A 12,759-nucleotide genomic window follows, 5' to 3' on the forward strand; every position below is an offset into this window, starting at 1 on the left:
CGAAGCCTGGTCCCTGCAAGGGGATAGGCTAAGTTGGATGGGGGTGAGGGGCCTCGCACTGCAGACGCAGTCACCCCCACCCAGCTACGACTAGGCAGCACGCTGCCAAGTCTTCGCATCCCTCCCTCATCAAGGGGGAGGAAAAAGGACGGACGATGACCGACAAGACACTGGCCGATTGGCAAGCCGCCGCCACCAAGGAAGTCAAGGGCAAGGATCTGACCTGGCAGACGCCGGAAGGCATCGCCGTCAAGCCGCTCTACACCGCCGAGGATGTGACGGTTGACCCAGGTCTGCCCGGCTTCGCGCCGTTCACGCGCGGCGTGCGGGCCTCGATGTATGCGGGCCGTCCCTGGACCATCCGCCAGTACGCCGGTTTCTCTACCGCCGAGGAATCCAACGCCTTCTACCGCCGCAACCTTGCTGCGGGCCAGAAGGGCCTCTCGGTTGCTTTCGATCTTGCCACGCACCGTGGCTATGACTCCGATCACCCGCGCGTAACCGGCGACGTCGGCAAGGCGGGCGTCGCCATCGATTCGGTCGAAGACATGAAGATCCTGTTCGACGGCATTCCGCTCGATCAGATGTCGGTGTCGATGACCATGAACGGCGCGGTCATCCCGATCCTCGCGTTCTTTATCGTTGCCGGTGAAGAGCAAGGCGTTGACCGCAAGCTGCTCGATGGGACCATCCAGAACGACATCCTCAAGGAGTTCATGGTCCGCAACACCTACATCTACCCGCCCGAGCCATCGATGCGGATCATCTCGGACATTTTCGGCTACACCAGCCGCGAGATGCCCAAGTTCAACTCGATCTCGATTTCCGGCTATCACATGCAGGAAGCGGGCGCGACGCAGGTTCAGGAACTGGCGTTCACCATCGCCGACGGCATGGAATATGTGAAGTACGGCGTGGCCTCAGGGCTGGACATCGACAAGTTTGCGGGCCGCCTGTCATTCTTCTTCGCCATCGGCATGAACTTCTTCATGGAAGTGGCCAAGCTGCGCGCCGCGCGCGTGCTGTGGCACCGCGTGATGACCAAGCTGGGCGCGCAGGACGAACGCAGCAAGATGCTGCGCACCCACTGCCAGACCTCGGGCGTCAGCTTGCAGGAGCAGGACCCCTACAACAACGTCATCCGCACGACGATCGAGGCGATGGCCGCGATGCTGGGCGGCACCCAGTCGCTGCACACCAATGCGCTCGATGAAGCCATCGCACTGCCGACCGACTTTTCCGCCCGCATCGCGCGCAACACGCAGATCGTGATCCAGGAAGAGACGGGCATGTGCAACGTGGTCGATCCGCTCGGCGGGTCGTACTACATCGAAAGCCTGACCCAGGAACTGGTCGACAAGGCGTGGGAAATCATCGAGCGCGTCGAGAGCGAAGGCGGCATGGCCAAGGCCGTGGCGGCGGGCTGGCCCAAGGCGATGATCGAGGAAGCCGCAGCCGGACGTCAGGCGCGCGTTGACCGCGCCGAAGACGTGATCGTCGGCGTGAACAAGTACCGCCTCGCCACCGAAGACCTGCTCGAAACGCTCGACATCGATAACGACAAGGTGCGTCAGGGCCAGATCGCCCGACTCAAGTGGGTGCGCGAGAACCGCGACGAAACGAAGTGCCGTGCAGCGCTCAACGCGCTGACCGAAGGCGCGAAGACCGGCGGTAACTTGCTCGAACTCGCGGTCGAAGCCGCACGCCACCGCGCCACGCTGGGCGAAATTTCCGACGCGATGGAACTGGTGTTTGGCCGCCACGGCACGTTCCCGACCCCGGTCAAGGGCGTCTACGGTTCGGCCTACGCGGGCGACAGCCGCTACAACCAAGTGGTCGAAGGCGTAGAAGCCGTCGGTCGCCGCCTCGGCCGCACCCCGCGCATGCTCGTCGCCAAGATGGGCCAGGACGGCCACGATCGCGGCGCGAACGTGATCGCGTCGGCCTTTGGTGACATGGGCTTCGATGTCACCAGCGGCCCGCTGTTCCAGACGCCCGAGGAGGCCGCAAAGCTGGCGCTCGAAAAGGACGTGGACGCCATCGGTGCCTCGTCGCTGGCGGCAGGTCACAAGACCCTGATCCCCGAACTGATCGGTCACCTGCGCGCCGCCGGACGCAGCGACATCAAGGTCGTCGCAGGCGGCGTGATCCCGCCGCAGGACTACGACTTCCTGCGCGAAGCCGGCGTACAGGGCATCTACGGCCCGGGCACCAACGTGGTCGAAGCTGCGGCTGATATGCTGCGCCTGCTGGGGCATAATATGCCGCCTGCGGACGCTTGATTTATTGTCCCCCTCCCGCTTGCGGGAGGGGTTAGGGGTGGGCATCCCACCTCTCTATCATTGACCGAAGCTTGCAGGAGCAAGGCCCACCCCCGGCCCCTTCAGCAAGCGGGAGGGGAGCGCCAGAGTGTTCAAGAAAATCCTGATCGCCAACCGTGGCGAAATCGCTTGCCGGGTTATCAAGACGGCGCGCCGCATGGGTATCCAGACGGTTGCAGTATATTCGGACGCCGATGCCCGCGCGCCGTTTGTCCAGATGGCAGACGAGGCGGTGCACATCGGACCTTCACCCGCGTCGGAAAGCTACCTGATCGCGGACAAGATCATTGCGGCGGCCAAGCAGACCGGCGCGGACGCTGTGCATCCGGGGTACGGGTTCCTCTCCGAGCGCACGAGCTTCGCCGAGGCACTGGCCGCTGAAGGCATCGCGTTTGTCGGGCCTCCGGTGAACGCCATTGCCGCGATGGGCGACAAGATCGAATCCAAGAAGCTGGCCCTGAAGGCGGGCGTCAACGTCGTGCCCGGTTTCGTGGGCGAAATCGACGATACCGAACACGCCGTGCGCATCTCGGAAGAGATCGGCTATCCGGTGATGATGAAGGCCTCTGCAGGCGGCGGCGGCAAGGGTATGCGCCTTGCCTATAACGAGCAGGACGTGCGCGAGGGCTTCGAGGCGACCAAGCGCGAGGGCCTGAATTCTTTCGGCGATGACCGCGTGTTCATCGAAAAGTTCATCCTCAATCCGCGCCATATCGAGATCCAGATCCTCGGCGACAAGCACGGCAACATTCTTTACCTGAACGAGCGTGAATGCTCGATCCAGCGCCGCCACCAGAAGGTGGTCGAGGAAGCGCCTTCGCCGTTCGTCACACCCAAGATGCGCAAAGCGATGGGTGAACAATGCGTCGCGCTGAGCCGCGCGGTGGGGTATTACAGCGCGGGCACGGTTGAACTGATCGTCTCGGGCGCGGACCCGACGGGCGAGAGCTTCTACTTCCTTGAAATGAACACCCGCCTGCAGGTGGAGCATCCCGTCACCGAAGCGATCACCGGCATCGATCTGGTCGAGCAGATGATCCGCGTGGCTTACGGCGAGAAGCTGGCCATGACGCAGGACGACATCAAGATCGACGGCTGGGCGATCGAAAACCGCGTCTATGCCGAGGACCCTTATCGCGGGTTCCTGCCCTCGACCGGTCGCCTGATCCGCTACAACCCGCCGGTCGCCGGTTGGGAAGATGACGGCGCGGAAAATGGGCGCCGCGGCGTGGACGGCGTGCGCGTGGATGACGGCGTCTATGAAGGCGGCGAAGTGTCGATGTTCTACGATCCGATGATCGCCAAGCTGATCACCTGGGGGCCGACGCGCGATGCCGCTGCGGACAAGCAGATCGAGGCGCTTGATGCCTTCGAGATCGAAGGCCTTGGCCACAACATCGATTTTGTCAGCGCCATCATGCAGCATCCGCGCTTCCGTTCTGGCGAATTGACCACCGGCTTCATCGCGGAGGAATATCCCGAAGGTTTCCATGGCGCGGCGACAGGCGAAGACCTCAAGCAGACGCTGGCAGCGCTTGCCGCATTCCTCGCCACGGCCCGGTCCGACCGTGCCCGCCGTGTGGACAGCCAACTCGGCGACGAACTCGATCCGCCTTACGAATGGGCGGTGAAGATCGCGGGCACGACCTACACGGTTGCGCTCGACGAGGACGAAGTGACGGTGGACGGCAAGGCCATCAATCTTGCGCTGGAATACACGCCGGGTGACCGGATGGTGCATTGCGAGATCGATGAAAGGCCGCTCTCGGTCAAGGTCGAGCCCACCCGTGCGGGCTTCAAACTGACGACGCGGGGGAGCATCCACAGCGTGCAGGTCCTGCCCGCGCACATCGCGCCCTACACCCAGCACATGATCGAAAAGATCCCGCCCGACCTTTCGAAGTTCCTGATCTGCCCGATGCCGGGCCTGCTCGTCACGCTCAACGTCGGCGTGGGTGATACGGTCGAGGCCGGTCAACCGCTGGCGGTCGTCGAAGCCATGAAAATGGAAAACATCCTGCGCGCCGAGAAGTCGGGCAAGGTGAAGTTGGTCAACGCCAAGGCAGGCGACAGCCTTGCCGTGGACGCGATCATTCTCGAAATGGAGTGATGGGGCGGGGGAGCTATCTCCCTACCGCGAGCGGGCGGGGCTGCGGGGGGGGGGGGGCACTCATTCCCCCGTCTACATCGAAAATATCTTCCCCGGATTGAACAACCCGTCCGGGTCCAGCGCCCGCTTGAGCGTGCGCATCACGTCCACCGCGTCCTCGCCCAGCTCGGCAATCAACCATTCCTGCTTGCCAAGGCCGATGCCGTGTTCGCCGCTGCAAGTGCCGTCGGCAGCGAGCGCACGTTCGACGATACTTGCGTTCAGCGCCTCGACTTCGGCCAGTTCGGCAGGCGAATCTGGATCGATGGCGAAGAGCACGTGGAAGTTACCGTCACCCACATGGCCGACGATGGTTGTCGGGATGGCTGAGCGGTCCAGCTCCGCGCGGGTCTGTGTGATGCATTCGGCAAGGCGGCTCATCGGCACGCAGACATCGGTGGTCCAGCCGATGGCGCCCGCCCGCACCGCAATCGAGGCGTAATAGGCCTCGTGCCGCGCGCGCCACAGCCGGGTGCGATCCTCGGTCTTCTCCGCCCAGACGAATTCGCCGCCGCCATTGGCAGCGGCCAGCGCGCGGATCGTCTCGACCTGCTCGGTCACGCCCGCCGGGCTGCCGTGGAACTCGAACATCAGCGTCGGCGCTTCGGGCATTTCGAGTTTCGACCAGCGGTTGACCGCGCGCACCAGCGCGGTGTCGAGCAATTCGATCCGCGCCATCGGCACGCCGCAATGGAACGCCTGCACCACGGTATCGACCGCGCCTTCGAGCGTCTCGAACGCGCAGCACGCCGCCATGATCGCCTCTGGCATCGGATGCAGGCGCAGCGTGATCTCGGTGATGATCCCCAGCGTGCCTTCCGATCCCACATAAAGCCGGGTCAGGTCATAGCCATTGGCGGATTTCTTCGCGCGCTTGCCAGTGCGGATGACTTTGCCTTGCGCGGTGACGACTTCCAGCCCCAGCACCGCCTCGCGCATCGTGCCATATCGCACGGCATTGGTGCCCGAGGCGCGCGTGGCCGCCATCCCGCCGATGGTAGCGTTGGCGCCGGGGTCGATGGGGAAGAACAGTCCCGTATCGCGCAAGTGCGCGTTCAGCGCCTCACGCCGGATGCCGGGCTGGATCACGCAGTCGAAGTCCGCGTGGTTCACCGCGACCACAGCGTCCATGCGCGAGAGGTCAAGGCTGACCCCGCCTGACAGTGGGAGCGTGTGGCCTTCGAGCGATGTGCCCGCACCGAATGGCACGATGGCGACGCCGTGCTCGCGGCACAGGTTCACGCAATCGACCACGTCTTGCGTCGATGCGGCAAAGACCACGGCGCCCGGCAATACGGTGGGGAAATGCGATTCGCTCGCGCCGTGCTGCGTGCGGATGGCCTCGGAGGTCTGGCAGGCCTCGCCAAAGCGGGCGCGCAGCAGACCGGAGAAGCCTGATGGTAGCGGCGGCACGGCGGGGAGTCGGGAGAGGTCCATGGCCGAAGTCTAGCGCTTCCATAGTCTACTTGCGAAGACCACCTTTTTTGAGTGATGCACATTTCTGCTATGGCGCATGACCGTTCAGCCGGGATACAGCGCCAAAGCGAAATGATGGCCCTTCACCGGCTGGTCCGGATAGGGTGGATGCAAACAAGGCAGGGTTGGTCGATGGGCAAGTTTACAGGTGCGATGGTTGTAGTGGGTCTGGCGACCTCGGCTCTGGCAGGCGGCACGGCGTTCGCTCAGGCCAAGGGGGATCCGGTGCTGGGCAAGAAAGTGTTCATGCGCTGCGTCGCGTGCCATGCAGTAACGCCAAGCGCAGGCCCGAAGATGGGTCCGAACCTTTCGGGCGTGGTCGGCCGCAAGGCTGCTGCTGCGCAGGGTTTCAAGTATTCGGCGGCAATGCAGAAGGCCAAGCTCAAGTGGGACGAGGCGACGCTCGACAAATGGCTGACCAAGCCGTCGGCCGTCGTGCCCGGCACGTCGATGGCCTTTGCCGGCATTCCCACTCCGGCTGACCGCGCCAATGTCATCGCATATCTTAAAAATCCGGCTCCCTAAGGCGTAACGATCGCAAAGGCGGGGTCCGGCTTGTCGAGCCAGCCGATCAGGCGGGCAAATGCGGCCGGATCACCGTCGATTTGGGCATCCCCCGATGCGACTTTCGTAGCGAGCGGCTTTCCGCCGAACAGTGCGCCGAGCAGATCGGTATAACGCACCGTCAACGTCCCCTGTCGTCCTTCACGCAGGCCGGGGCGGTGCACCAGCACGCCATTGGCCACAGTGATCGTGTGTTCCTGCGCCCGGTCCGGGAAGACAAATCCCAACGTCAGCGCACTGTCATCCGCCTTGGCCGGATCGAGCCGCACCGCCAGGACATCGAACAGATCGGCGGGTGGCAACTGGCTGATGAGCGCGGCGCCGCCGGTCGGGTCTTCGGCTGCGATGCCGTTGTCGAGTTCACGCGCCCCGCTCAGGTATATGTTGCGCCACAGCGCGTTCTCGCTCTGATAGGCAAGCTGGCGGTAGGTCCGGGCGAGCAGTGCCTTGGCTTCCGCATCCGATCCATCTGCAAAGATGGCCTTGTCGAGCAATTCGGCGGCCCAAGGGTAATCGCCCTTGGCAAAAGCCTCCCCTGCCAGCGCACGCACGCGCGCCGGCCCGCCCAGAGCCTCGACATAGCGCCGCGCTCCATCCTCAGGCGGCAAGGGTGCAAGGTGCACCGGATTGCCATCATACCAGCCCATGTAGAACTGGTAGACGGCGCGGCTGTTGAAGCTGTACGATCCGTAATAGGGCCGGTCGTACCACTGCTGCGCCAGCGCCGGGGGCAGGGTGAGCTTGGCGCCGATCTCCGGGCCGGTCAGCCCCTTGTTCATCAGCCGCACGGTCTGGTCGTGCAGGTAGGCGTAGGCATCACGGTGCTTGCCGAGATAGTCCGTGATCTCGCCCGCGCCGAAGCGCGGCCAGCCGTGGCTGGTGATGAGGACGTCGGACCCGGAAAAGAAGTCGATCGCCTCGGTCAGGCCCTGCGCCCAGGCCTTGGCATCGCGAATCACCGCGCCGCGCGGGGTGAGGATGTTGTGCTGGCTGACGTTCGCGTTTTCGGCAAGGTCCGCGACTTTCCAGTCCGGGAAACCGAGGTTCATTTCCGCAGGCGCTTCGGTGCCGGGGGTCACCTGAAAGCGCATGCGCACGCCGTCGATGGTCATTTCGGTGCCGGTCTCTGAAATCTCGCGCGTCGGCGGCATGAGGCTGCGGGTGCCGCCTGCAACGCCGATGCCGATGCCAGAGCCCATTGATCCTTCTGCGCTCTTGGGCAGGCCCATACCGAACTGATAGCCCGCGCGGCGCCCCATCGCCGGTCCCGCTATCACGTTCTCGCTCACCGCCGCGCGGGTGAATCCCTGCGGTGCGAGGATCGGCGCATCCTTGGCGAGCGCCGCGGAAAAAGCCCCGGCACCGCCGAAATGATCGACATGGCTGTGCGTGTAGATCATCGCGCTGACCGGCAGCCGTGCGACCTTTTCGCTGATCAGGTCATAGGCTGCTGCGGCAGTTTCGGTCGCCGTCAGCGGATCGATCACGATCCAGCCCTTTTCGCCGCGCACGAAGGTGATGTTGGCAACATCGAACCCGCGCACCTGCCAGATGTGGTCGGTCACCTTGAATAGTCCCGCCTTGCCGAGCACTTGCGCGTGTCGCCACAGGCTGGGGTGAACGCTGGCAGGCGCGTCGCCCTTCGCAAAGGCGAGCGCAGCGGTGTCCCACACCGGCTTGCCCGCCGCATCGCGGATTACGGGGTCCTTGCGCGTGGCGACGAGTCCGCGTGCCGCAAAGTCGAAATCGCGGCGGTCCGCCATTGGCAAGTCCAGCACCGCCGCGGCATTGGCTTTGCGCGTCGCCTCGCTGGGCACATCGGCCAAAGCAGGTTGCGGTACCAGCGTGCTGGCCGCGCAGGCCAATGCCAGCCAGCGAAGTATCTTGTCTGACATGCCTCTCACGGTCCCCTGCTGATGGACTCTAGAAAGCCAATCTGACCTTAATCACGCGATTAGGGAAGTGCGATTGTCGCCTTGGCGCAAACTGCGTTCAGCTATCCGAACCAGCGGGCGAAGAAGCCTCTGCGGCGGGGCGCAGGCGCTTCAATCCCGCTGAGTTGCATGAGGTATCGCGCGAGCAGGAAGGCCTGGCTGCGTGTCATCAGCAGGTGATGCATGTCGACAGAGCCAGGCATCGGCCGGCTCTTGCTCGAAGACTGGACCGTCAGATGGATATTCTGCGCGAAGTTGCGGTGCTGCCATCCGACGACCACGCCCGACAGTTCCTGCGGCTCACCCGAAGGTGCCATGTTGGCCGTTGCCATATTCGTCCTCTCCCATTCCCGGCCCCAAGGAATGCCAAGTTGACGAAATCGTCAAGTCCGAAATGGCGCCAAACCTTGCCCGTTGCCCCTTCAGGCGGCCAGTTGGTAGGGCGCGATGTCCCCTGAAAGGTAGAGCTTCTTGGCCTTGGCGCGGCTCAATTTGCCTGAACTGGTGCGCGGCAATGTGCGCGGCGGCACCAGTTCGACTACGCAGTTCATGCCGGTGATCGAGCGGACCTTGTCGCGGATCTGGTCGCGCAGCTTCACGCGCTCGACCGGGTCCGAAACGCGGCAGTGGACCAGGACGGCGGGGGCTTCCTCGCCGTTTTCGGTCTCTACCGAGAAGGCGGCGATGTCACCCTGATGGAAGCCGGGGAGCTGTTCCACGGCCCATTCGATGTCCTGCGGCCAGTGGTTCTTGCCGTTGATGATGATCATGTCCTTGGCGCGGCCGACGATGAACAGGTACCCCTTTTCATCAACGTAACCCATGTCGCCAGTGTCGAGCCAGCCATCGACCATGCATTCAGCGGTCGATGCAGGATCGCGGAAATAAGAGTGCATCACCGACGAGCCGCGGCACCACACCTTGCCGATGTGGTGGTGCGGCAGTTCGTTGCCGCTCTCGCCCCGGATTGCCAGTTCCATGCCCTTGATCGGCACGCCGCAATTGACCATGGCGCGATAGCGGGCAGGGCGCGACAGATCGCGCGGCGTGCCCGACAGGCGCTCTTCAGCTACCAGTTCGACGCGGATGCCTTCGCCCGGCGGCATGATCGTCACGCCGAGCGTGGCCTCGGCAAGTCCGTAGCTTGGCAGGAACGCGTCGGCGCGAAAGCCTGCATCGGCAAAGGCGTTGACGAAGTTCTGCATCACATCGGGGCGGATCATGTCCGCGCCATTGCCTGCAACCCGCCAGCGGGAAAGGTCAAACCGGTCGGTCACATTCGTCTGGCTGGAAATGCGGCGTGCGCAGATGTCATAACCGAAAGTGGGCGAATAGGAGAGCGTCGTGCCCTTGTTGCGGCTGACCAGATCGAGCCATGCCAGTGGACGGCGGGCGAAATCCTCGGTCTTGAGATAGTCGACCGAGACGCCATTGGCGATCGGCGAGAGGAAGCAGCCGACAAGGCCCATGTCGTGATACCACGGCAGCCATGAGACTGCGCGGTCCGGGTCGGCAATGCTCATGCCGTGCGAATGCCCGGCAAGGTTGGCCATCAGCGCGCGGTGGGTAACCGCCACGCCGTGCGGGAAACGGGTGGAGCCGCTCGAATACTGCAAGTAGCTGATCGCGTCGGGATCGGGCACGGGCAGGGCGGTATCCGCCATCTCGCCAGCGTCAAATTCATCCCACGACATGCCGGGGCAACCCTGGCGTGCAGCCGCAGCCGCCGCCATTTCGGCTATTTCGCCGGGGAACAGCAGCATCTTGGGATCAGAGCTGGATAGCTGGATCGTCAGCTGGTCGATGTAGTTTTCCTTGCCGCCGAAGCTGGTCGGCAGCGGCAGAGGAACAGGCCAGGCTCCGGCATACATCGCGCCGCAGAACAACGCCGCAAATTCAGGGCCGGTTTCAGCGACCAGCGCCACGCGGTCACCAGCGCCGACGCCCAGCGCAATCAGCTTGCGCGCTGCAACCAGCGCGTCCTCGCGCAGTTCCGAATAGGGATAGGGCCGCGCGAGATTGCCGCGCGGATCGTGGAAATTGAATCCCAGAACGCCCTTCGCGGCATAATCCAGCGCATCGCAGAAGGTGTCGAAGTCCGCATATCGGCGTGGCTGCACGTCGATATTGGGTGTGGGAACGAGAGTTGCCTGCTCAGCAACAGCGTCCGAAACGGTCATGCGATACCCCGATGTTTTCTTCTATTCGTCCAGCGAGCGCATTTCCGTGCCCGCAGGTGAACGGCGCATTACTGGTCCGTGACGGCAAAACAATCGTTGTCACGGGACGGACGTTCTCATTTAGCGCTGACTGTGGCACGAATGTGGCGAATGGCACGCAAACCCCCATATGATCCGGCACAGCGCCGCGAACGACCTTTGCCAAAGCCGCTCGATGCCGCGCGCATGGAAGAGATGGCGCTCGCCTATGTCGCACGCTTCGCCACGAGCGCGGGCAAGCTGGCGGATTACCTGAAGCGAAAGTTGCGCGAGCGCGGCTGGGATGGCGAGAGCGGCCCAGACATCACGGGTCTGGTCGGACGATTCGTTGAAATCGGCTATGTCGATGATGCCACATTCGCACGCGCCAAGGGGCAGGGCCTGCTCAGGCGCGGCTTTGGTGCCCGGCGGATCGATCAGGCGCTGGGTGCAGCCGGGATTGCCGAGCCACTGCGCGAGGAAGCGCGCGGGAACGAGAGCGAGCGCCGCCGCGCCGCTCTGGTCATGGCGCGCAAGCGGCGATTCGGCCCGTTCAGCAAGGATGGACCGGTGGACCGGGCATTGCGTGAAAAGCAGGTCGCGGCCATGTTGCGCGCAGGCCACCCCCTTGATCATGTGCGCGAGGTGGTGAATGCCCTGTCAGAGCAGGCACTGGAAGAATGGGTCGATGAAACAAGTGATTAGAAACGCGGCGTTTGCTGTTCTCGCACTGGTTGCGGGGTGTTCGCCCGGTGCGACGGATGCGGGCGCGCGCACGGCGACCGAAACGACAGCGCCCGCCGTCCATCCGGTGTCCGGCCTGCCGGTTTCTCCGGTCAAGATCACCAGCGGTGGCAAAGCCCACACCTTTCGTTCCGAAGTGGCGCGCACTGGCCCCGAACAGGCCAAGGGCCTGATGTTCCGAACCGAGATCGGCGACGACGAAGGCATGATCTTCATCCGCAACCCGCCCGATCACGCGGCGTTCTGGATGCGCAACACGGTGATTCCGCTCGACATCATCTTCGTCGGGCTTGACCACAAGATCTTGAACATCGCAGCAAATGCCGTGCCTTACGATGAAACCCCCCTCCCGGCGGCGGGCCTCACCAGCGCGGTGTTCGAAATCAACGGCGGCCTTGCCGCAAAGCTCGGAATCAAGCCCGGCGACAAGGTCGACTGGTAAGACCGAGAAAGCGGGCAGGTCGGTGCATCTACCCGCTTGCCCAAACCCCCTGTGAAAGGCTAAGCGCGAGCCCCATGAGCATCCTCGGCAAGATCTTCACCTGGTGGAATGGCGCAACCTTAACCACCATGCTCGACAGCGCGCTGAAAGGCGAGCAGGTCGGCACCGACGCACAGGGCAACGCCTATTACCGCGCCAAGAAGCCCTATCCCAAGGGCCATCCCTTTGCCGGGCGGGAGCGCCGCTGGGTGATCTACAACGGCGCCAATGATGCGAGCCGCGTGCCGTCCGAATGGCACGGCTGGCTGCATGGTTCGTTTGACGGCGTTCCTGAAAGCAACCTGCCGCCTGCACGAATCTGGGAAGTGGACTACACCCCCAATGCCACCGGCACCTCGGCGGCTTACCGCCCGCAGGGCGCGCTTGAGCGCGGTGGCAAGCGTGCCGCCGCCACGGGTGACTACGAAGCCTGGTCGCCGGAAGCCTGATGCTTTTTGCGGCACCGTCGGCACGGCGCGGGCTCGCATTGGGGGGCCTTCTGGCGCTTGCCGCCTGCGGTGAAAAAGAGGCTCCGCCGCCGCCCGAAGCCACCGAGACAGGCTCTGCCGTGGCGACTGCATCGGGCGCTGTGGTCGAAAGCGAATTCGGCACGCCGGTAAAGGACCGCGTCGCCACCATCGGCCTGCTCAACAAACGCAACAACATCACTGAAGATCTGGTGCTGAAAAGCGGCGAGTCGCGCCGCGTCGGCAATGCCATCGTCAAGCTCGCCACGTGCGAGAAGACCGCGCCTTGGGAAGACCCTGCCGAAACCGGCGCCTTCGTCCAACTGTTCGTGCAGGAGCGCGCCTCGACAGACGAGCCGCTCGCTTGGCGCAAGGTGTTCTCGGGCTGGCTCTATCGTAATGCGCCTTCGCTCAACGTCGTCGAA

10 protein-coding genes and 1 pseudogene are annotated in these 12,759 nt (G+C 63.9%); 7 read left to right on the forward strand and 4 right to left on the reverse strand.

Translation table 11 applies throughout. From position 1 onward, the window contains the following. The first annotated feature begins 155 nt into the window (after positions 1 to 155). Both scpA and RM192_RS03840 read left to right on the forward strand, forming a co-directional pair. Positions 156 to 2,282, forward strand: coding sequence for a methylmalonyl-CoA mutase (gene scpA / locus RM192_RS03835; RefSeq protein WP_311506255.1), 2,127 nt, complete (start codon positions 156 to 158; stop codon positions 2,280 to 2,282). A gap of 127 nt (positions 2,283 to 2,409) precedes the next feature. Then, positions 2,410 to 4,431, forward strand: coding sequence for an acetyl/propionyl/methylcrotonyl-CoA carboxylase subunit alpha (locus RM192_RS03840; RefSeq protein WP_311506256.1), 2,022 nt, complete (start codon positions 2,410 to 2,412; stop codon positions 4,429 to 4,431). Positions 4,432 to 4,503: 72 nt separating this feature from the next. On the opposite strand, the gene RM192_RS03845 is transcribed toward RM192_RS03840, so the two are convergent. After that, positions 4,504 to 5,907 (reverse strand): FAD-linked oxidase C-terminal domain-containing protein, encoded by a 1,404-nt coding sequence (locus RM192_RS03845; protein WP_311506257.1) that lies wholly within the window; start codon positions 5,905 to 5,907, stop codon positions 4,504 to 4,506. Positions 5,908 to 6,078: 171 nt separating this feature from the next. Between RM192_RS03845 and RM192_RS03850 the strand changes: the two genes are divergently transcribed. Further along, a complete protein-coding gene (locus RM192_RS03850; RefSeq protein ID WP_311506258.1) occupies positions 6,079 to 6,471 on the forward strand; it encodes a cytochrome c family protein in 393 nt (130 codons plus the stop codon). On the opposite strand, the gene RM192_RS03855 is transcribed toward RM192_RS03850, so the two are convergent. From RM192_RS03855 to RM192_RS03865, 3 genes are all read right to left on the reverse strand, one after another. Further along, a complete protein-coding gene (locus tag RM192_RS03855) occupies positions 6,468 to 8,405 on the reverse strand; it encodes an alkyl sulfatase dimerization domain-containing protein (protein ID WP_311506259.1) in 1,938 nt (645 codons plus the stop codon). The two genes, RM192_RS03850 and RM192_RS03855, sit on opposite strands and share 4 nt — an antisense overlap. Before the next feature lie 101 nt (positions 8,406 to 8,506). After that, positions 8,507 to 8,776: a hypothetical protein gene (locus RM192_RS03860; RefSeq protein ID WP_311506260.1), complete on the reverse strand. Its 270-nt coding sequence runs from the start codon at positions 8,774 to 8,776 to the stop codon at positions 8,507 to 8,509. Between the two features lie 90 nt (positions 8,777 to 8,866). Then, positions 8,867 to 10,624, reverse strand: a complete 1,758-nt coding sequence (locus RM192_RS03865; protein ID WP_311506261.1) for a fatty acyl-AMP ligase — start codon at positions 10,622 to 10,624, stop codon at positions 8,867 to 8,869. 150 nt (positions 10,625 to 10,774) lie between these two features. Between RM192_RS03865 and RM192_RS03870 the strand changes: the two genes are divergently transcribed. The 4 genes and pseudogenes from RM192_RS03870 to RM192_RS03885 all read left to right on the forward strand — a co-directional run. Then, positions 10,775 to 11,347, forward strand: coding sequence for a regulatory protein RecX (locus tag RM192_RS03870; RefSeq protein ID WP_311506262.1), 573 nt, complete (start codon positions 10,775 to 10,777; stop codon positions 11,345 to 11,347). Beyond that, on the forward strand, positions 11,331 to 11,828 hold the full coding sequence (locus RM192_RS03875) for a DUF192 domain-containing protein (RefSeq protein WP_311506263.1): 498 nt from the start codon (positions 11,331 to 11,333) through the stop codon (positions 11,826 to 11,828). Before RM192_RS03870 ends, RM192_RS03875 begins: the two co-directional genes overlap by 17 nt. A gap of 74 nt (positions 11,829 to 11,902) precedes the next feature. Continuing rightward, entirely contained in the window at positions 11,903 to 12,316 is a 414-nt protein-coding gene (locus RM192_RS03880; protein ID WP_311506264.1) for an NADH:ubiquinone oxidoreductase subunit NDUFA12, read from the forward strand. Further along, positions 12,316 to 12,732: pseudogene (locus RM192_RS03885) on the forward strand (DUF2155 domain-containing protein); the annotation flags it as partial. The gene RM192_RS03880 and the pseudogene RM192_RS03885, both read left to right, overlap by 1 nt. Positions 12,733 to 12,759: the final 27 nt, after the last annotated feature.

This window comes from Novosphingobium sp. MMS21-SN21R, assembly GCF_031846015.1.
GTDB lineage: Bacteria > Pseudomonadota > Alphaproteobacteria > Sphingomonadales > Sphingomonadaceae > Novosphingobium.

Coding starts and splice junctions, on each gene's coding strand:
- scpA (WP_311506255.1), top strand. CDS start 156: ATGACCGACAAGACACTGGCCGATTGGCAAGCCGCCGCCACCAAGGAA.
- RM192_RS03845 (WP_311506257.1), bottom strand. CDS start 5,907: ATGGACCTCTCCCGACTCCCCGCCGTGCCGCCGCTACCATCAGGCTTC.
- RM192_RS03850 (WP_311506258.1), top strand. CDS start 6,079: ATGGGCAAGTTTACAGGTGCGATGGTTGTAGTGGGTCTGGCGACCTCG.
- RM192_RS03875 (WP_311506263.1), top strand. CDS start 11,331: ATGAAACAAGTGATTAGAAACGCGGCGTTTGCTGTTCTCGCACTGGTT.
- RM192_RS03870 (WP_311506262.1), top strand. CDS start 10,775: ATGGCACGCAAACCCCCATATGATCCGGCACAGCGCCGCGAACGACCT.
- RM192_RS03865 (WP_311506261.1), bottom strand. CDS start 10,624: ATGACCGTTTCGGACGCTGTTGCTGAGCAGGCAACTCTCGTTCCCACA.
- RM192_RS03855 (WP_311506259.1), bottom strand. CDS start 8,405: ATGTCAGACAAGATACTTCGCTGGCTGGCATTGGCCTGCGCGGCCAGC.
- RM192_RS03880 (WP_311506264.1), top strand. CDS start 11,903: ATGAGCATCCTCGGCAAGATCTTCACCTGGTGGAATGGCGCAACCTTA.
- RM192_RS03860 (WP_311506260.1), bottom strand. CDS start 8,776: ATGGCAACGGCCAACATGGCACCTTCGGGTGAGCCGCAGGAACTGTCG.